Annotated in this window: 18 protein-coding genes and 3 tRNA genes; 9 read left to right on the top strand and 12 right to left on the bottom strand. The window is 48.1% G+C overall.

Annotated features, from left to right (window positions below; genetic code table 11):
* Positions 1-20 precede the first annotated feature (20 nt).
* From fucK to fucR, 3 genes are read left to right on the top strand one after another with little or no spacing between them, the layout of a single operon-like run.
* Positions 21-1,439, top strand: a complete 1,419-nt coding sequence (fucK, locus tag ACJHWK_RS05825) for an L-fuculokinase (RefSeq protein WP_001521180.1) — start codon at positions 21-23, stop codon at positions 1,437-1,439.
* Between the two features lies 1 nt (position 1,440).
* Positions 1,441-1,863 carry an L-fucose mutarotase gene (fucU, locus tag ACJHWK_RS05820; RefSeq protein ID WP_000920840.1) on the top strand — a complete coding sequence of 141 codons (423 nt, stop codon included), beginning with the start codon at positions 1,441-1,443 and terminating at the stop codon, positions 1,861-1,863.
* Between the two features lie 57 nt (positions 1,864-1,920).
* The gene (fucR, locus tag ACJHWK_RS05815; protein WP_000642344.1) at positions 1,921-2,652 is read left to right on the top strand and encodes an L-fucose operon activator; all 732 of its coding nucleotides are present in this window, start codon (positions 1,921-1,923) and stop codon (positions 2,650-2,652) included.
* Positions 2,653-2,695: 43 nt separating this feature from the next.
* On the opposite strand, the gene rlmM is transcribed toward fucR, so the two are convergent.
* The 4 genes from rlmM to ACJHWK_RS05795 form a co-directional block, all read right to left on the bottom strand.
* A complete protein-coding gene (rlmM, locus tag ACJHWK_RS05810; protein WP_089647076.1) occupies positions 2,696-3,796 on the bottom strand; it encodes a 23S rRNA (cytidine(2498)-2'-O)-methyltransferase RlmM in 1,101 nt (366 codons plus the stop codon).
* On the bottom strand, positions 3,789-4,184 hold the full coding sequence (locus ACJHWK_RS05805) for a DUF423 domain-containing protein (RefSeq protein ID WP_000203905.1): 396 nt from the start codon (positions 4,182-4,184) through the stop codon (positions 3,789-3,791). The genes rlmM and ACJHWK_RS05805 overlap by 8 nt, the downstream gene beginning before the upstream one ends.
* Before the next feature lie 18 nt (positions 4,185-4,202).
* On the bottom strand, positions 4,203-5,120 hold the full coding sequence (gcvA, locus tag ACJHWK_RS05800; protein ID WP_000044401.1) for a glycine cleavage system transcriptional regulator GcvA: 918 nt from the start codon (positions 5,118-5,120) through the stop codon (positions 4,203-4,205).
* 350 nt (positions 5,121-5,470) lie between these two features.
* The gene (locus ACJHWK_RS05795; RefSeq protein ID WP_000750398.1) at positions 5,471-5,698 is read right to left on the bottom strand and encodes a YgdI/YgdR family lipoprotein; all 228 of its coding nucleotides are present in this window, start codon (positions 5,696-5,698) and stop codon (positions 5,471-5,473) included.
* A gap of 191 nt (positions 5,699-5,889) precedes the next feature.
* Between ACJHWK_RS05795 and csdA the strand changes: the two genes are divergently transcribed.
* On the top strand, positions 5,890-7,095 hold the full coding sequence (csdA, locus tag ACJHWK_RS05790) for a cysteine desulfurase CsdA (protein WP_001521181.1): 1,206 nt from the start codon (positions 5,890-5,892) through the stop codon (positions 7,093-7,095).
* Entirely contained in the window at positions 7,095-7,538 is a 444-nt protein-coding gene (csdE, locus tag ACJHWK_RS05785; RefSeq protein ID WP_001521182.1) for a cysteine desulfurase sulfur acceptor subunit CsdE, read from the top strand. The genes csdA and csdE overlap by 1 nt, the downstream gene beginning before the upstream one ends.
* 50 nt (positions 7,539-7,588) lie before the next feature.
* Here the strand turns inward: csdE and tcdA are convergent, their stop codons facing one another.
* Both tcdA and mltA read right to left on the bottom strand, forming a co-directional pair.
* Positions 7,589-8,395, bottom strand: a complete 807-nt coding sequence (gene tcdA / locus ACJHWK_RS05780) for a tRNA cyclic N6-threonylcarbamoyladenosine(37) synthase TcdA (RefSeq protein WP_000117728.1) — start codon at positions 8,393-8,395, stop codon at positions 7,589-7,591.
* Positions 8,396-8,470: 75 nt separating this feature from the next.
* A complete protein-coding gene (mltA, locus tag ACJHWK_RS05775) occupies positions 8,471-9,568 on the bottom strand; it encodes a murein transglycosylase A (RefSeq protein ID WP_000678646.1) in 1,098 nt (365 codons plus the stop codon).
* A gap of 208 nt (positions 9,569-9,776) precedes the next feature.
* Between mltA and ACJHWK_RS05770 the strand changes: the two genes are divergently transcribed.
* From ACJHWK_RS05770 to ACJHWK_RS05760, 3 genes are all read left to right on the top strand, one after another.
* A tRNA-Met gene (locus ACJHWK_RS05770) sits at positions 9,777-9,853 on the top strand.
* 33 nt (positions 9,854-9,886) lie between these two features.
* A tRNA-Met gene (locus ACJHWK_RS05765) sits at positions 9,887-9,963 on the top strand.
* A gap of 34 nt (positions 9,964-9,997) precedes the next feature.
* Positions 9,998-10,074, top strand: a tRNA-Met gene (locus ACJHWK_RS05760).
* Between the two features lie 78 nt (positions 10,075-10,152).
* Here ACJHWK_RS05760 and ACJHWK_RS05755 read toward each other — a convergent pair.
* The 6 genes from ACJHWK_RS05755 to amiC all read right to left on the bottom strand — a co-directional run bounded on the left by ACJHWK_RS05755 (position 10,153) and on the right by amiC (position 16,892).
* Entirely contained in the window at positions 10,153-11,100 is a 948-nt protein-coding gene (locus ACJHWK_RS05755) for a phosphoglycerate dehydrogenase (protein ID WP_001328930.1), read from the bottom strand.
* A 71-nt stretch (positions 11,101-11,171) separates the two neighbouring features.
* The gene (locus ACJHWK_RS05750) at positions 11,172-11,768 is read right to left on the bottom strand and encodes an SIS domain-containing protein (protein WP_001065576.1); all 597 of its coding nucleotides are present in this window, start codon (positions 11,766-11,768) and stop codon (positions 11,172-11,174) included.
* A complete protein-coding gene (locus ACJHWK_RS05745) occupies positions 11,761-12,945 on the bottom strand; it encodes a MalY/PatB family protein (protein ID WP_001100456.1) in 1,185 nt (394 codons plus the stop codon). Before ACJHWK_RS05745 ends, ACJHWK_RS05750 begins: the two co-directional genes overlap by 8 nt.
* Complete coding sequence (locus ACJHWK_RS05740) at positions 12,945-14,525, bottom strand: PTS transporter subunit EIIC (protein ID WP_170886431.1); 1,581 nt, start codon at positions 14,523-14,525, stop codon at positions 12,945-12,947. Before ACJHWK_RS05740 ends, ACJHWK_RS05745 begins: the two co-directional genes overlap by 1 nt.
* Before the next feature lie 31 nt (positions 14,526-14,556).
* Positions 14,557-15,381 carry a PRD domain-containing protein gene (locus ACJHWK_RS05735; RefSeq protein WP_170886437.1) on the bottom strand — a complete coding sequence of 275 codons (825 nt, stop codon included), beginning with the start codon at positions 15,379-15,381 and terminating at the stop codon, positions 14,557-14,559.
* 257 nt (positions 15,382-15,638) lie between these two features.
* Positions 15,639-16,892, bottom strand: a complete 1,254-nt coding sequence (gene amiC, locus ACJHWK_RS05730) for an N-acetylmuramoyl-L-alanine amidase AmiC (RefSeq protein WP_000016907.1) — start codon at positions 16,890-16,892, stop codon at positions 15,639-15,641.
* 231 nt (positions 16,893-17,123) lie between these two features.
* Between amiC and argA the strand changes: the two genes are divergently transcribed.
* Positions 17,124-18,455 carry an amino-acid N-acetyltransferase gene (gene argA / locus ACJHWK_RS05725; protein ID WP_000237938.1) on the top strand — a complete coding sequence of 444 codons (1,332 nt, stop codon included), beginning with the start codon at positions 17,124-17,126 and terminating at the stop codon, positions 18,453-18,455.
* The last annotated feature ends 43 nt before the right edge of the window (positions 18,456-18,498 follow it).

Raw genomic sequence — 18,498 nt, 5'->3', positions numbered from 1 at the left:
GCTATATTGCAGGAGCGATTATGAAACAAGAAGTTATCCTGGTACTCGACTGTGGCGCGACCAATGTCAGGGCCATCGCGGTTAATCGGCAGGGAAAAATTGTTGCCCGCGCCTCAACGCCTAATGCCAGCGATATCGCGATGGAAAACAACACCTGGCACCAGTGGTCTTTAGACGCCATTTTGCAACGCTTTGCTGATTGCTGTCGGCAAATCAATAGTGAACTGACTGATTGCCACATCCGCGGTATCGCCGTCACCACCTTTGGTGTGGATGGCGCTCTGGTAGATAAGCAAGGCAATCTGCTCTATCCGATCATTAGCTGGAAATGTCCGCGAACAGCAGCGGTTATGGACAATATTGAACAGTTGATCTCCGCACAGCGGTTGCAGGCTATTTCTGGCGTCGGAGCCTTTAGTTTCAATACGTTATATAAGTTGGTGTGGTTGAAAGAAAATCATCCACAACTGCTGGAACGCGCGCACGCCTGGCTCTTTATTTCGTCGCTGATTAACCACCGTTTAACCGGCGAATTCTCTACTGATATCACGATGGCCGGAACCAGCCAGATGCTGGATATCCAGCAACGCGATTTCAGTCCGCAAATTTTACAAGCCACCGGTATTCCACGCCGACTCTTCCCTCGTCTGGTGGAAGCGGGTGAACAGATTGGTACGTTACAGAACAGCGCCGCAGCAATGCTCGGCTTACCCGTTGGCATACCGGTGATTTCCGCAGGTCACGATACCCAGTTCGCCCTTTTTGGCGCTGGTGCCGAACAAAATGAACCCGTGCTCTCTTCCGGTACATGGGAAATTTTAATGGTCCGTAGCACCCAGGTTGATACTTCGCTGTTAAGTCAGTACACCGGTTCGACCTGCGAACTGGATAGTCAGGCAGGGTTGTATAACCCAGGTATGCAATGGCTGGCATCCGGCGTGCTGGAATGGGTGAGAAAACTGTTCTGGACGGCTGAAACTCCCTGGCAAATGTTGATTGAAGAGGCTCGTCTGATCGCGCCTGGCGCGGATGGCGTGAAAATGCAGTGTGATTTATTGTCGTGTCAGAACGCTGGCTGGCAAGGAGTGACGCTTAATACCACGCGGGGGCATTTCTATCGCGCGGCGCTGGAAGGGTTAACTGCGCAATTACAGCACAATCTACAGATGCTGGAAAAAATCGGGCACTTTAAAGCCTCTGAATTATTGTTAGTCGGTGGAGGAAGTCGCAACACATTGTGGAATCAGATTAAAGCCAATATGCTTGATATTCCGGTAAAAGTTCTCGACGACGCCGAAACGACCGTCGCAGGAGCTGCGCTGTTCGGTTGGTATGGCGTAGGGGAATTTAACAGCCCGGAGGAAGCTCGCGCGCAGATTCATTATCAGTACCGTTATTTCTACCCGCAAACTGAACCTGAATTTATAGAGGAAGTGTGAAATGCTGAAAACAATTTCGCCGTTAATTTCTCCCGAACTATTGAAAGTGCTGGCAGAGATGGGACATGGAGATGAAATTATTTTTTCCGATGCTCACTTTCCCGCCCATTCGATGGGACCGCAGGTGATCCGCGCTGATGGCCTGTTGGTGAGCGACTTGCTCCAGGCGATTATCCCATTATTTGAACTGGACAGTTATGCACCGCCGCTGGTGATGATGGCGGCGGTAGAAGGTGACACTCTCGATCCTGAAGTAGAACGACGTTACCGTAATGCGCTTTCACTACAAGCCCCGTGTCCTGACATCATCCGCATCAATCGTTTTGCGTTTTATGAACGGGCACAAAAAGCCTTTGCGATCGTTATCACAGGCGAACGAGCGAAGTACGGGAATATTCTTTTAAAAAAAGGGGTAACACCGTAATCTCATACCGGTACGCCCGCATGACGCGGGCGGTTATCGAATGATGGGGTGAAAAATATGAAAGCGGCACGCCAGCAAGCGATAGTCGACCTGCTGCTGAACCATACCAGCCTGACCACGGAAGCTCTCTCTGAACAGCTAAAGGTCAGTAAAGAAACCATTCGTCGCGATCTCAATGAATTACAGACGCAGGGTAAAATTCTGCGCAATCATGGACGCGCTAAATATATCCACCGTCAAAATCAAGACAGTGGCGATCCCTTTCACATCCGGCTGAAAAGCCATTATGCGCATAAAGCAGATATCGCGCGCGAGGCGCTCGCGTGGATTGAAGAAGGGATGGTGATAGCCTTAGACGCCAGTTCAACTTGCTGGTATCTGGCACGCCAGTTGCCTGACATCAACATTCAGGTCTTCACCAATAGCCATCCGATTTGCCATGAACTCGGTAAACGCGAACGCATTCAACTGATCAGTTCCGGTGGCACACTTGAGCGCAAATATGGCTGTTACGTCAATCCCTCGCTGATTTCCCAACTTAAATCGCTGGAAATCGATCTGTTTATTTTTTCTTGTGAAGGGATCGATAGCAGCGGCGCACTGTGGGACTCCAATGCCATCAACGCTGATTACAAATCAATGCTATTAAAACGCGCCGCGCAATCGTTGTTATTGATTGATAAAAGTAAATTTAATCGTTCAGGGGAAGCCCGCATCGGGCATCTGGATGAGGTAACGCACATTATTTCTGATGAGCGCCAGGTTGCAACTTCTTTGGTAACAGCCTGACGGAAAGGGTAGCAGGCCGGAGACGACGCCCCGGCCTTGCCTGTTATCGCTCGTCGCGACGACCACCCACCGCAGCCCAGATACGGCGGACGTGCACCGTCACTTCTTCGCGATCGTGATACAACTGCCGCGCCTGAATCTGAGCATTTATGCCATGTTCATCAAGCTGTGCCTGAATATACGCCAGATTGTGTGACACTTCTTCGTAGCGTTTTTTCATCGGCAGTTTGAGGTTGAAAATGGTTTCACGGCACCAGCCATTAACCAGCCACTGCGCCATCAATGCCGCAACTTTCGCCGGTTTTTCAACCATATCGCATACCATCCAGGAGATATTGCTGCGTGTCGGACGGAATTTGAAACCGTCTTCCCGCAGCCACGTCACCTGTCCGGTATCCATCAGACTTTGCGCCATCGGGCCGTTGTCGACGGAATAAACCCACATGTTGCGCTTCACCAGTTGGTAGGTCCAGCCGCCTGGGCAAGCGCCTAAATCCACCACCCACATCCCGTTCGCCAGGCGTTCATCCCACTCATCCGCAGGAATAAACACATGAAATGCCTCTTCCAGTTTGAGCGTGGAACGACTCGGCGCATCTGCCGGAAATTTCAGGCGCGGAATGCCCATATAGAACGGCGAATTATTGTTGCTGTATGAGTAACCGGTATAGCAGCAGCCTGGTGCAATAAAGAATACATGCACAACCGGACGCTTCGGCGTTTCATAGTTCGCCAGCACACCCGCATCGCGCAAGGCAGCGCGTAGCGGCACGGTGAATTTACGGCAGAATTTCAGCAACTCTTTGCTTTCGTTGGTATCGGCAACTTCAACACGCAGTTCACCGCCCTTCTCTACTACACCCTGTAACATGCCGACAATGGGGGTAATACGATCTTCTGGCGGCAAATGCTGCAGGAGTTCCCCCACCACAAACCACTGGCGGGCAAAAATTAATGAACTGAACGGCAGCTCACGGATTAACTTATCGCCATCATCAGGTTGATAACATTCATAAATGACATAACCCGCATTCTCTTTCACGCGGGCAAAACCGAAAATTTCCCGCTGGCCGGCTTTATCGGTAATTTCTGCGGCGCACTCTTTTTCAAAGCCCGGACGGCACAGCAATACAACCTTATTCATGACTTACGCCCTTGCGCTTTAAACGGATAGCACCAACTAACATTAACGCCCAGCCCGCGAGGAAGCTCACGCCGCCAACCGGTGTGACAAATGCCCACAAACGCAGATGGGACAGCGCCAGGCAATAAAGGCTGCCGCTGAACAGCACCGTGCCTAACGCGAGGAAAACGCTACTCCAGTAAAACCAGATACTGATGCGACGCTGCATTGCCACCGCCAGACCTAAGATCGCCAGCGTGTGGAACGCCTGGTATTCGAGACCGGTCTGGATCCAGCCCATCTCAACGGCCCCCATGGTTTTACTTAACACATGCGCGCCAAAAGCGCCCAGAGCCACAAAAATGAAGCCGCTAATGGCGGCGAAAATCAGCATAAAACGGCTGGTCATGGTCGTACCCTACGTAAATTATTGTTCATAACGAAAGCGGAATTTTTCTTGTTCAGCAGCGGCTTTCGCCAGGATCCATTGGCGAAAGGCGGCTATTTTACCCAGTTCTGCCTGACTGTCATGACAAACCAGATAAAAAGCATTTTTACTGACCAGAACATCATTAAACGGGCAAACAAGACGTCCGGCCTCGATTTCAGATTGCGCCATCACGTTATTTGCCAGCGCCACTCCCTGCCCGTGAATAGCCGCTTGCAGCACCATGGCGCTATGGCTAAAAATTGGCCCTTGCTGAACGTTGATATGATTTAACCCCAATTGGCGAGTATATGTCTGCCAGTCACGGCGTGACGCATCATGTAATAACGTATGTTTAGCCAGATCTTCCGGGGTCTTCAAGGGTTTTTCGCCAGTCAGCAGTAGCGGCGAACACACCGGCAATAAATATTCGGCGTAAAGTTTTTCCACCCGTAGCCCCGGCCAGTTGCCCCGACCATAAAATATCGCCACATCAACATCATCCGCCAGCTTATCTTCCTGACGATCAACCGCCTGGATTCGAACGTCAATTCCCGGATAAGCTGAATTAAAGCTGGAAAGTCGCGGAACCAACCAATGAATGGCGAAACTGGGGAGTAAACTGACCGTCAACGCCCCCTTGGCGCTACGGGCCTGGAGTTTACGCGTCGCTTCGGTTAATTGCGAAAATATCTCTTTGATATCGAGGAAATAGCTTTGCCCTTCCTCGGTCAGCAGGAGTGAACGATTACGGCGGCGGAACAGTTTTAGCCCCAAAAAATCCTCAAGAGACTTGATTTGATGACTTACTGCGGCTTGGGTCACAAAAAGCTCTTCTGCTGCGCGAGTGAAACTTAAATGGCGTGCTGCGGCATCAAAAACTCGTAAGGCATTTAGCGGTGGTAATCGTTTAGACATGGCTTTTAAACTTTGATGTTAAATGAATTTAACAATTAGATCACACTGTGTAACCTATTAGTTTTTTTAATCTGAGCCATTATAAATTGTCCGTTGAGCTTCTACCAGCAAATACCTATAGTGGCGGCACTTCCTGAGCCGGAACGAAAAGTTTTATCGGAATGCGTGTTCTGGTGAACTTTTGGCTTACGGTTGTGATGTTGTGTTGTTGTGTTTGCAATTGGTCTGCGATTCAGACCATGGTAGCAAAGCTACCTTTTTTCACTTCCTGTACATTTACCCTGTCTGTCCATAGTGATTAATGTAGCACCGCCTAATTGCGGTGCTTTTTTTTACCTTGCGATCGCGAATTACTGATCCAGTTCGACCATCTCTTTCACGTCAGTACGGTTGATCTGCTGTTTGTTGCCATTAGCGTCTTTATACGAAATCATACCGGTATCGTTATCAGTCTGTGGTTTGCCGTCAGAGACGATGGTACGTCCGTCATTGGTGTGCATCACATAGTTCGAACCGGAACAGGCGCTCAGGGCAAAAGTCAGCATACAGGCAGAAATAATTGCGGCAGTCTTTTTCATCATCTTCTCCTTAAAGCGATTAATAAATCTTAATAGCATTGATTAACAGGCTAAAATTAACGCCTAACACTATTCAGCATATGTTACTGACGCGGCTTCGCCAGGATATCCAGATAATTCTGATGGTTAGCACTCTCCTTGTATCAAAGTGAATTTTGCGTCACGATCGGTGCATCAAGCCGAGGAGTACCATGAACGTTTTTAATCCCGCGCAGTTTCGCGCCCAGTTTCCCGCACTACAGGATGCGGGCGTCTATCTCGACAGCGCCGCGACCGCGCTTAAACCTGAAGCCGTGGTTGAAGCCACCCGACAGTTTTACAGCCTGAGCGCCGGAAACGTCCATCGCAGCCAGTTTGCCGAAGCCCAACGCCTGACCGCGCGTTATGAAGCTGCACGAGAGAAAGTGGCGCAATTACTGAATGCACCGGATGATAAAACTATCGTCTGGACGCGCGGCACCACTGAATCCATCAACATGGTGGCACAATGCTATGCGCGTCCGCGTCTGCAACCGGGCGATGAGATTATTGTCAGCGTGGCAGAACACCACGCCAACCTTGTCCCCTGGCTGATGGTCGCCCAACAAACTGGATCCAAAGTGGTGAAATTGCCGCTTAATGCGCAGCGACTGCCGGATGTCGATTTGTTGCCAGAACTGATCACACCTCGTAGTCGAATTCTTGCTCTGGGACAAATGTCGAATGTCACTGGCGGTTGCCCGGATCTGGCGCGAGCGATTACCTTTGCTCATTCAGCCGGGATGGTGGTGATGGTTGATGGTGCTCAGGGGGCGGTGCATTTCCCTGCGGATGTTCAGCAACTGGATATTGATTTCTATGCTTTTTCAGGTCACAAACTGTATGGCCCGACGGGTATCGGCGTGCTGTATGGCAAATCAGAACTGCTGGAAGCGATGTCACCCTGGCTGGGTGGCGGCAAAATGATTCACGAAGTGAGTTTTGACGGCTTCACGACTCAATCTGCGCCGTGGAAACTGGAAGCCGGAACGCCAAATGTCGCTGGTGTCATAGGATTAAGCGCGGCGCTGGAATGGCTGGCAGATTACGATATCAACCAGGCTGAAAACTGGAGCCGTAGCTTAGCAACGCTGGCGGAAGATGCGCTGGCGAAACGTCCAGGCTTTCGTTCATTCCGCTGCCAGGATTCCAGCCTGCTGGCCTTCGATTTTGCTGGCGTTCATCACAGCGATATGGTGACGCTGCTGGCGGAGTACGGTATTGCCCTGCGCGCCGGGCAGCATTGCGCTCAGCCGCTACTGGCAGAATTAGGCGTAACCGGCACACTGCGTGCCTCATTTGCGCCATATAATACAAAGAGTGATGTGGATGCGCTGGTGAATGCCGTTGACCGCGCGCTGGAATTATTGGTGGATTAATGACAAACCCGCAATTCGCCGGACATCCGTTCGGCACAACCGTAACCGCAGAAACGTTACGCAATACCTTCGCACCGTTGTCGCAATGGGAAGATAAATATCGCCAGTTGATCATGCTGGGGAAACAGCTGCCGGCTTTGCCAGACGAGTTAAAAGCGCAGGCTAAAGAGATTGCCGGATGCGAAAACCGCGTCTGGCTGGGATATACCATGGCTGAAAACGGCAAGATGCATTTCTTTGGCGACAGCGAAGGACGCATTGTGCGCGGCCTGCTTGCGGTGTTGTTGACTGCCGTTGAGGGCAAAACCGCCGCCGAATTGCAGGCACAGTCGCCGCTGGCATTGTTTGATGAGCTGGGATTGCGTGCGCAACTTAGCGCCTCACGCAGCCAGGGGTTGAATGCGTTAAGCGAGGCGATTATCGCTGTGGCGAAGCAGGTTTAAGCACAGAACCAGGTCGGATAAGACGTTCGCGTCGCATCCGACCTGATTGTTTACCCCTGACGGGCCGCTTTCGCCATCATCTTCTTCAGCGCATGAGAAACCGCAACAAAACCAAAGGTGGCGGTCACCATCGTCGCGGCACCAAATCCAGATGCACAATCCATCCGCTTTGGCCCTTCCGCCGTAGCTTTCATTGCACAGACCGTGCCATCTGACTGCGGGTACACCAGCGCTTCGGTAGAGAACACGCAATCCACGCCGAGCTTACCTTTGCTGTTTTTCACTACGCCAAAATCGCTTTTCAGGCGCTCGCGCAACTTCGCCGCCAGCGGGTCCTGAATCGTTTTCGCCAGATCGGTAACCTGAATCTGCGTCGGGTCAATCTGCCCACCCGCGCCACCAGTCGTGACCAGCGGGATTTTATTGCGCCGACAATAAGCAATCAGCGCCGCTTTGGGCCGTACGCTATCAATGGCATCAATCACGTACGAATAACCCACGCTCATATACTGCGCTACGTTATCCGGCGTCACGAAATCATCCACCACCGTTACACGGCACTCCGGGTTAATCTGGCGAATACGTTCCGCCATTACTTCCGCTTTTGCCAGCCCAACGTTATCGCGCAGGGCATGAATTTGCCGATTGGTATTGGTGACGCACACATCATCCATATCGATAAGCGTGATTGCGCCAATCCCCGTGCGCGCCAGCGCTTCCGCCGCCCAGGAACCGACACCGCCAATACCGACCACACAAATATGCGCGTCAGCAAACAGTTGCAACGCTTTTTCACCATACAGACGCGCTGTGCCACCAAAACGCTGACGCCATGCATCACTAATTACCACAGACATAGCACCTCAGAATAAAAAGGGCGAGGTTATCCCTCACCCTGTCGTATACGTAAAAACGGCATACAGAATATCACATCAGCCGCTAAAGACGTTACCTGCGCCCGGAGCCGTTTTCAGCACCCAGACACGTCCATAGTGGTTGTACCAACCTGCGCGGTGCCCGGCTTCCGGCCCGATCCCTTGATAGATATCGAAGTGTTGGCCTTTGATTGCGCCACCGACATCCAGCGCCACCATCAGACGCAATTCGTACTGACCGTTAAATTTGCCGTTATTATCCAGCAGCGGCACTTCTGCCAGCAAGGTAGTACCTGGCGGAATAATTGAACGATCGGAGGCAACAGAAGCACGGCCAACCAGCGGCACCGCACTTGCCCCTTTCACCGGTGCAAAAGATTGCGGTTTAAAGAAGACGAAAGACGGGTTCTGTTCCAGCAGCTCGCGAACCTCGGCTTCACTGTGTGTTTCGCCCCAGTGACGAATCGCCTGCATCGACATATCTTCTTTTTTCACTTCGCCACGGTCGATCAGCACCTTACCAATACTGCGATATGCATGACCGTTTTTCCCTGCATAGCTGAAAAAGTTAAGCGGACTGCCATCACCAAAGTCAATATACCCGCTACCCTGCACATCCATAATGAAGTTATCCATCAGGGAGTTGCTGTAAGCGAGGATGTATTTATCGCTCAATGCCCCCGCGTAGATCTCCGCACGAGACGGCAGACGACCACGTTTTGGCGGCATACGGTAAATAGGATACTGGAACTCGCCCTGGCGGGTATGGCGCGCCTGAATTACCGGCGTGTAATAGCCTGTAAACTGCACGTTACCATAGTTGTCGGCACCTTCCATCTGCCAGGCATCAATGCCGAACTGGCGCATATTGCGGGTATCACCGCCTGCGCGCAGCCACTCTTGCACCGCGTTATAAACATTACTCTGGTTGCCATACAGACGCGGTGACGAATTACGGATATGGTTAATTTGCTCGGCAAAATCACCGGCGTTAATCGGCGCGCCAACGGCATCTGGCTGGTTCACCAGAGAGAAAGGCTGGGTAAATTTCCCGTCTTTATATTGCTGTCCGCGATCGGTTGGTTTGGAAGAGCAGGCGGCAAGCATTGCCACAACCGTGCCCATAAGAAGGTACTTTACCCAACGTCCTTTCATTGTTCTCTTCTTCAGGTTAAAAAATAAGGCGCAACGAAGATAACAAACCACCGCGTTTAATGAAATGAGCAGCCTCTCCCTGACGCAAATTTTGCACAAAAAATAGGCTTTAGTGATTTGTTTTTGTTCAAAATCATGCCGAATCCGTGATCGGGTTAAAAAAAAGGTTGCATGAAAACGCGAGCGGAGTATAGTGCGCATCCACGGACGCGGGGTGGAGCAGCCTGGTAGCTCGTCGGGCTCATAACCCGAAGGTCGTCGGTTCAAATCCGGCCCCCGCAACCAATTAAAATTTGATGAAGTAAAGCAGTACGGTGACGCGGGGTGGAGCAGCCTGGTAGCTCGTCGGGCTCATAACCCGAAGGTCGTCGGTTCAAATCCGGCCCCCGCAACCAATCAAAATTTGATGAAGTAAAAGCAGTACGGTGACGCGGGGTGGAGCAGCCTGGTAGCTCGTCGGGCTCATAACCCGAAGGTCGTCGGTTCAAATCCGGCCCCCGCAACCAATACTTAGAATGCTGATAAACCGCAATGTGTTCCACAAATTGCGGTTTTTTTGTATTTAAAATCTTCGTTCGCTGAACTCACAACACGTTTTTTATCTCCCTTCCTGCGAAGTAATCAATTATCGACTGGGCAACGTGTATCCCGGTTTGCTGGTATGACTCAACGGTGGCGGCCGCAATATGCGGCGTTGTAATGATATTTTTGGCATGTAGCAGTGGGCTAAATTGCGCCAACGGTTCAGAGCTAAACACATCCAGCGCCGCAAACACATTTCGTTCTTCAATCACCTGAAGTAAAGCGCCCTCATCCAGCAACTTTCCCCTTGCGGCATTGATGATCAGAGCACCATTGCGCATCATTGACAAATATTTATGACTAATGAAGTTCTCCAGCTCAGGAGAAAAAGGTAAAAGAACAATGATGACATGCGACTGCATAAAGATATCTTCAATTGATACAAACTGAACTCCATCTTTGCCAGCGGCCTGAAAATCGGGTTGTTTGTCAAAAGCTAAAAGCTCAACATCAAAACCAGACAACCTTTTCGCCAGGGTTTTACCTATATTACCGTAGCCAACCAGGCCAATCCGTTTCCCTTGTAATTCACAGCCATGCGACTCAACCCAGTAGCCATTTTGCATCGCATGATAGCTGCCAGGAATATTTCTCATGCTCGCAAAGATAAGTCCAATGATAAATTCCGCAACCGCATTTGAATTAATCCCAACCGCATTTTTGACTACAATACCGGATTGCTGTGCCGCACGAAGATCAATATTGTCTATCCCCGTCCCGAATCTCGATATTATTTTCACACCAGGCAGCAATGATAGCGTATCCGCCTGATAACAATCTTTTCCGGCGATGACCGCGCAAATAGATTCTCGTAATGCAGTGGATTCTGATTTAAGCAGATGCTCCACATTATTCTTAATAATAAGATTAAAATTATTCTCTCTTAGCAACTTGCTGGCGGAAACACAGCGTGCTGAAAAGCTGGGGACGGTGACCAGAACATTTTTCATAGCTGACACTCACTTCAATGAACGCCACCCCAAAAGATGGCGTGACCGGTTACTGTATTTATATTTTGAAATTATGAATTTGCTTTAATGCCGAGTGCACCTCCTGGATGATATAAGCCGAAATCGGCACGAGTAAATTTTTTCAATTCGGAGAGTGCAAGCGCCACCGCATCACCAACAACCAGAACAACAGTAGACGAGCATGACGGTGCTAAACCTAAATTATCCGCCTCACTTTTGACGGGGATTTCAACAGATAAATCACAACTTATCGCAAGCGATGAGTGATGACTGCGGGTAAAAGAGATCAAATAATTACCCATTCTTTTCAGACTAGGCAGTGTCGCCAGGATTTCCGCCGTCTCACCACTGTTTGAAATAAGAATAACAACATCGTCTTTCGCCACCATTCCAAGGTCGCCGTGTACCGCTTCCGTACCGTGAACAAAAAACGAGGGAGTTCCGGTACTGGCAAATGTTGCTGCGAGTTTTCTGGCAATAATACCGGACTTACCAACACCAATAAAAACAACTTTACCCTGACAAGATTGTAATACTTTAATTAAATTAGCGACTTCAGAAAGTGGGGAATCAATAACCTCTTCAACGGCCTTATGTTCGTTACGCATAAAATGTTTAATAAGATGTATAAGTTCCGAGTTATTCATTTTCTTTTTCCTGATTAATATTTTTAATTACACTCGCAAGGCGCACAAGCCCCATATATAATTTTTCTCGACCGCAGGCCAGATTCAGACGCAGATAGCCCTCACCTTCCGTACCATAAACATACCCCGCCATAATACCCACTTTCCCTTCATCAATTAATCGTCGGTAAAATTTATCAAAGGGATAGCCAATGGCCGAGCAATCTATCCACGAAAAATAGCAACCCTCAGCGGACCTCACGATCAATTCTGGAATATTTTCATTCAAATACTGCTGGGTAAATTGAATGTTAGAGGCAATATGATCCTTTAACGACTTTAACCATTCTTCACATTCGTTATAAGCAACAATGGTAGCAATCACATTCAATATAGATGGTGAGTTTACAAAATCGCGATATCTTGATATCGTTCTAAACTTATCATTAAAATCCTGGTCAGCGGATATCATATATGATCCTGTTAGTGCAGGAACATTAAATGTTTTCGAAATCGAATTTAACACCACTACTTTGTCATTTTTTATTTTTAACGCGGACGTGAAACCATGGTTAAAAACAAAATCACTGTGAATTTCATCTGAACATAGCCAGATTTTTTGTTTTGCGCAGCTTGCAGCGATTTTGAAGAGATCTTCTTCCGACCAGACGGTTCCTGTCGGGTTATGAGGATTACACAATAACACCATCTTCGCGCTTTTAATTTTTAGCTCAAAATCTTGCCAGTTGATAGCGTAGCCTCTCTCATTTTCTTTATTCAAAGAGGTTGTTAGCATATTTCGACCACTTTGTTTAATTACATCAAAAAATGCGTTATAAACAGGCGTAAAAATGAGAATGTTATCTCCATTCAATGTTAATAACTCTATTGCCTTAGCAATTGAATACATCACACTTGGGCTATAGGTGATCCATTCTGGTTTTATTTCAGTTTTATATTGTTGATGATACCAATTGACTATCGCATTCAGATAATCATCATGCTGCCAACGGCTGTACCCTAAAATCGGGTGTTCCAGGCGTTTTTTTAATGCCCTGATGATAGCTTCCGGTATCGGAAGATCCATATCTGAAATAGAAAATGGTAATACATCTTTTACACCAAATCTGTCCTCACAAAAGTCCCATTGAGTGCAATATGTTCCTTTACGGGAGATAGGGGTATTAAAAACATTCATCAGCGTATCCCCATGTAGTTATCCATATCCCGACGCAGGGCGATGACTTTAGTGCCGATAATGACTTGTAAGGTATTTTGATCAAGTTTCACAACCGCAATCCCTCCGGCACTTTTAATTGCAGCCTCATCTATCAATCCCATATCTGCGATAGTTAAACGCAAACGAGTGACACAATTATCCAGTGATTTAATATTTTCTTTTCCACCCAGAGCCTTAACCATTTGCTCCGCTGCCTGCAACTCTGATTTATCATAAGCTGGGATATTAGCTATTGCAGTTTCTTCGTGAGCGTTCAGCGTGACAGGACTGGACTCTTCACGTCCTACGGTCATCAGGTTAAATTTGAGAATGGTCCAACGGAACACAAAGTAATAAATGAAGAAATAGGCCACTTCGACACACACCGCGATCGGCCAACCTGTTCTTGTGCCACGCAATACGTCAAAGCTAATAAATTGAATCAGATCGCCAGTAAATCCCATCTTCACGCCCATATATGGCAAGACCATGTTGGCGAATCCATTCATAAAGGCATGGAAGACAAACAGCAGCGGACTGACAAATAAGAACAGAAATTCAATCGGTTCGCTGACGCCACCAATAATAACCGTAAGCACACCGGAAATAAGCAATGCTTTGATAGCCTTTCTGTTTTGAGCATGAGCAGTGCGATACATGGCCAGTGCAGCACCAGCCAGACCGTACTGAATCATCAGTTTGCCCTGCTCCATTTTCCCCGCCAAATCCAGCGGAATGACCGCATTCTCTTTGACGTACGCCATAAACATGTTCAGGGTGCCGTAATACTCTTCGCCGCCAATCACAGCCGAACCGCCGATTGGCGTAAAGCGGAACACTGACGTCACCAGATGGTTTAAGCCAAAAGGAATCGTCACACGTTCGGCAACTGCATAGAAGAAATAACCAACAGGACCGGAAGTTGATATCCAGTGGCCAATGAGCATGAAGAGATTGAAAAACGGCGGCCAGATAAAAGGAATGATCAGACCAAATCCACTCATCACAATCAGTGTAATGATAGGCACCAGACGTGGGCCGCTATAAAAACCTAATGATTCTGGAATGCGTAAATTAACGATCTTTTTATACATGCTGGCGACTAATAACCCAGCAACAATTCCCCCTAACACGCTGGTATTGTAGGACTGGATCCCCAGAATGATGGTTTGCCCATGTGTCGACATTTGGTCAGCAGCGACCAATAAGTCGTGCTGTTTAAGATAAAAGTTCGTTCCCAGATGCATCGCCATAAAACCAATTAAGCCAGAAAAAGCGCCATAGGCTTTATCCTCTTTCTCTTTTAATAATCCTAAGGGAATTGCTATCGCAAACAATACAGGTAAATTAACAAAGGCAAACAAACCAAGGCTAACAATGAAATCAAGTATGGTTTTAATTATTGGAATAGCCAGAAATGGAATTAACTTTGCCATATCATCACTGGCTAAACCACTTCCTAGCCCTAGCATCATGCCACATACACTTAGCAGAGCAATGGGATACATAAATGCCTTCCCCAGGCTCTGAAAAAAACTCCAGGCTTTCTTTTGTTTCATGTGGGTTATCTCATATAAATGTTATATATAATTAGTCCATTAATACTTTGGTACGAATTGAGAGATATAGTTTTTCTTCTAAAATTAATTCATATTTAAAAGTGGCATACAGATACCTTTCAATTTCATGAATTGCGCGCTGTAACAGGATGTCTTTCTCAAGAAACTGCTCATAGATGCCACCAATATCTTTCTGTTTTATCTTTTCATTACATAAAACTCGATTAGAAAAATACTTAAGGTGCATCATAAATCTTGAATAGTTAAATGAACTTCTGTCCACCTTTCGGTTATAAATACCCTCGATAATCTCCGTGATTTTTTGAGATAATTCAATAATCCGTACCGATTCATAATCAGATGAATTTTCATAGTTATTTAAAATATGCAATGCAATAAAACCAATCTCATCATCCGGAAGTTGAAAGCTAAATTGCTCATTGATGATGGTTAATGCATCCCGGCTTATTGCATATTCTGCTTTGTACAACGCTTTGATTTCATCAAGGAAAACATTATTAATTTGTATACCTGAAGCGACTCGGGATATTGCATTCGAAATGTGATCCGCAAGAATCAATAGTAGCGATGGATTGAGATTTTTTTCGAGATTTTTCTCCGCATATTGCACTATTTTTTCGGCAACAAACACATACTCAATATCTACATGTTCAATCAATTTATAGAGTTTGTTTTTTTGTTCATTTCTGACATAAAAAATCCGGTTAGCCGGATGCTCAGGGACCGACATTCCATATTTTTTGTTGTAACCGACGCCAGGTCCAGAAATGATAACCTCCTGTCCATTCATCGATGCCTGTACACAATTATTGTTCATGACTTTTTCGATGATCATTCCATGACTCCAAAAAAAAAGGCAAGGCACGTCAGAAGTAATAATTACTTCAAACATTGCCTTGCCTGATTTAACAGTTACAAGATGATTAACTAATGTGTATACATTACACGGAATTGTGTTTAATTAAAGAGATGGTCGGCTTATTTTTCAAGCCGACATTCAAATATTCGACATCAGTCACAAAACCAGCATCTAATATTCATGAAAATGTTATCTATTCAACGAAATATAAATTCATTGAATAAATAAAAACATCATCCCCTTCTCGCCAGCGTCGCCCCATCGGCAAAATACGCTTTAATCCCCGCAAGAATAGACTCCGCAACTTCCTGCTGGAAGGTCGCCGTTTTCAGTTTACGCTCTTCCTCAACGTTACTGATAAACGCCGTTTCGACCAGAATGGAGGGAATATCTGGTGCCTTTAGTACGGCAAACCCGGCCTGTTCAACCTGATTTTTATGCAGCTTGTTGATTTTACCGAGCTTATTCAGCACCGCTTTACCAAACTTCAGGCTGTCGGCAATGGTCAGCGACTGCACCATATCGAACATGGTGTGGTCGACATAGCGGTCACCGCTTTTGCTCACGCCACCAATCAAGTCCGAGGCGTTCTGGGTTTGTGCCAGATATTTTGCCGCAGTACTGGTTGCACCTTTGGTTGAGAGCGCAAACACAGAGGAACCGCTCGGCTGACGGCTGGTAAAGGCGTCGGCATGGATAGAGACAAACAGGTCAGCACGCTGTTTCTGGGCTTTTGCTACGCGCACTTGCAACGGAATGAAGATGTCTTCATTGCGCGTCATGTACACCTTCATATTGCCCTCTTTCTCGATCAGAGAGCGCAGACGGCGAGCTATTTGCAATACCACGTCTTTTTCGCGCGTTTTGTATTTCCCCACCGCACCGGAGTCTTCGCCACCGTGGCCAGGGTCAAGCATAATGACAATCGGACGATCGCGCCCTGCTTTACCCGGTTGTGGACCACTTTGTGCTGGCGGCACCTGCTTTTCGAGGTCGCCTTTGTTGTAATCCTCCAGCAGCGCCAGCAGCGGGTCCTGCATATCCTGTGCATTGGCCGGATAGAGGTCCATCACCAGACGCTCTTTAAACCCAGCGACCGGCGCAAGGGCAAACAGCTGCGGTTTTACGTTTTGCTTTAATTCAAAAACCATGCGTACGGTCTGCGGGTCAAATTGCCCGACGCGCGCCGACTTGATGAACGGGTCGTCTGCACGAATTTGTGCCGCCATCCCCTTGAGTACCGAGTTCAGGTTTACATCTTCGATATCCACCACCACGCGTTCAGGGTTACTCAACGCGAACTGCTTATATTTCAGCTGACGATTTGATTCTACCGTCACGCGGGTGTAGCTGGACGCAGGCCAGACGCGCACCGCCACGACCTGGCTGACCGCAGCCAGACTGACCTGACTTACGCTCAATAGCCACATGGCACCCGCGCCTTGCAGTAAACGACGACGGCTGATTGCAGTGTTGGATCCTGACATGCCTCTCCCGAGCAAAAGAAATCTAAGCTGTGTAACAAGTAAACGACTAATTTGACCGGAAACTTTAGCGAAAGACGCATAATCTGTCATCTAATAAACGGTAAACATTCTTTTTATATTCACGGCATTACTGATAAAAAAGTCGCTCTCGCATAAAATTTACACTTGCACCCTGCGAAAAAACAGAATAAAAATACACTAATTTCGAATAATCATGCAAAGAGGTGTGCCGTGGTAAAGGAACGTAAAACCGAGCTGGTCGAGGGATTCCGCCATTCGGTTCCCTATATCAATACCCACCGGGGAAAAACGTTTGTCATCATGCTCGGCGGTGAAGCCATTGAGCATGAGAATTTCTCCAGTATCGTTAATGATATCGGGTTGCTGCACAGCCTCGGCATCCGTCTGGTGGTGATCTATGGCGCACGTCCGCAGATCGACGCAAATCTGGCTGCGCATCACCACGAACCGCTGTATCACAAGAATATACGTGTGACCGACGCCAAAACACTGGAACTGGTGAAGCAGGCTGCGGGAACATTGCAACTGGATATTACTGCTCGCCTGTCGATGAGTCTCAATAACACGCCGCTACAGGGCGCGCATATCAACGTCGTCAGTGGCAATTTTATTATCGCCCAGCCGCTGGGCGTCGATGACGGCGTGGATTACTGCCATAGCGGGCGTATCCGGCGAATTGATGAAGACGCGATCCATCGTCAACTGGACAGCGGTGCAATAGTGCTAATGGGGCCGGTCGCTGTTTCAGTCACTGGCGAGAGCTTTAATCTGACCTCGGAAGAGATTGCCACTCAACTAGCCATCAAACTGAAAGCTGAAAAGATGATTGGTTTTTGCTCTTCCCAGGGCGTTACTAATGACGACGGTGATATTGTCTCCGAACTTTTCCCTAACGAAGCGCAAGCGCGGGTAGAAGCCCAGGAAGAGAAAGGCGATTACAACTCCGGTACGGTGCGCTTTTTGCGTGGCGCAGTGAAAGCCTGCCGCAGCGGCGTGCGTCGCTGTCATTTAATCAGTTATCAGGAAGATGGCGCGCTGTTGCAAGAGTTGTTCTCACGCGACGGTATCGGTACGCAGATTGTGATGGAAAGCGCCGAGCAGATTCGTCGCGCAACAATCAACGATATTGGCGGTATTCTGGAGTTGATTCGCCCGCTGGAGCAGCAAGGTATTCTGGTACGCCGTTCTCGCGAGCAGCTGGAGATGGAAATCGATAAATTCACCATTATTCAGCGCGATAACACGACTATTGCCTGCGCCGCGCTCTATCCGTTCCCGGAAGAGAAGATTGGGGAAATGGCCTGTGTGGCAGTTCACCCGGATTACCGCAGTTCATCACGGGGCGAGGTTCTGCTGGAACGCATTGCCGCTCAGGCGAAGCAGAGCGGCTTAAGCAAATTATTTGTGCTGACCACGCGCAGTATTCACTGGTTCCAGGAACGTGGATTTACCCCAGTGGATATTGATTTACTGCCCGAGAGCAAAAAGCAGTTGTACAACTACCAGCGTAAATCCAAAGTGTTGATGGCGGATTTGGGGTAAGCGATGAAAATCGTCGGATGCGACATGCGTAACACTCGTGCGT

Origin of the sequence: Escherichia sp. WS547 (assembly GCF_046486065.1) — a bacterium.
Classification (GTDB): Bacteria; Pseudomonadota; Gammaproteobacteria; order Enterobacterales; family Enterobacteriaceae; genus Escherichia; species Escherichia coli.
This window is presented reverse-complemented; position numbering and strand designations above follow the sequence as displayed.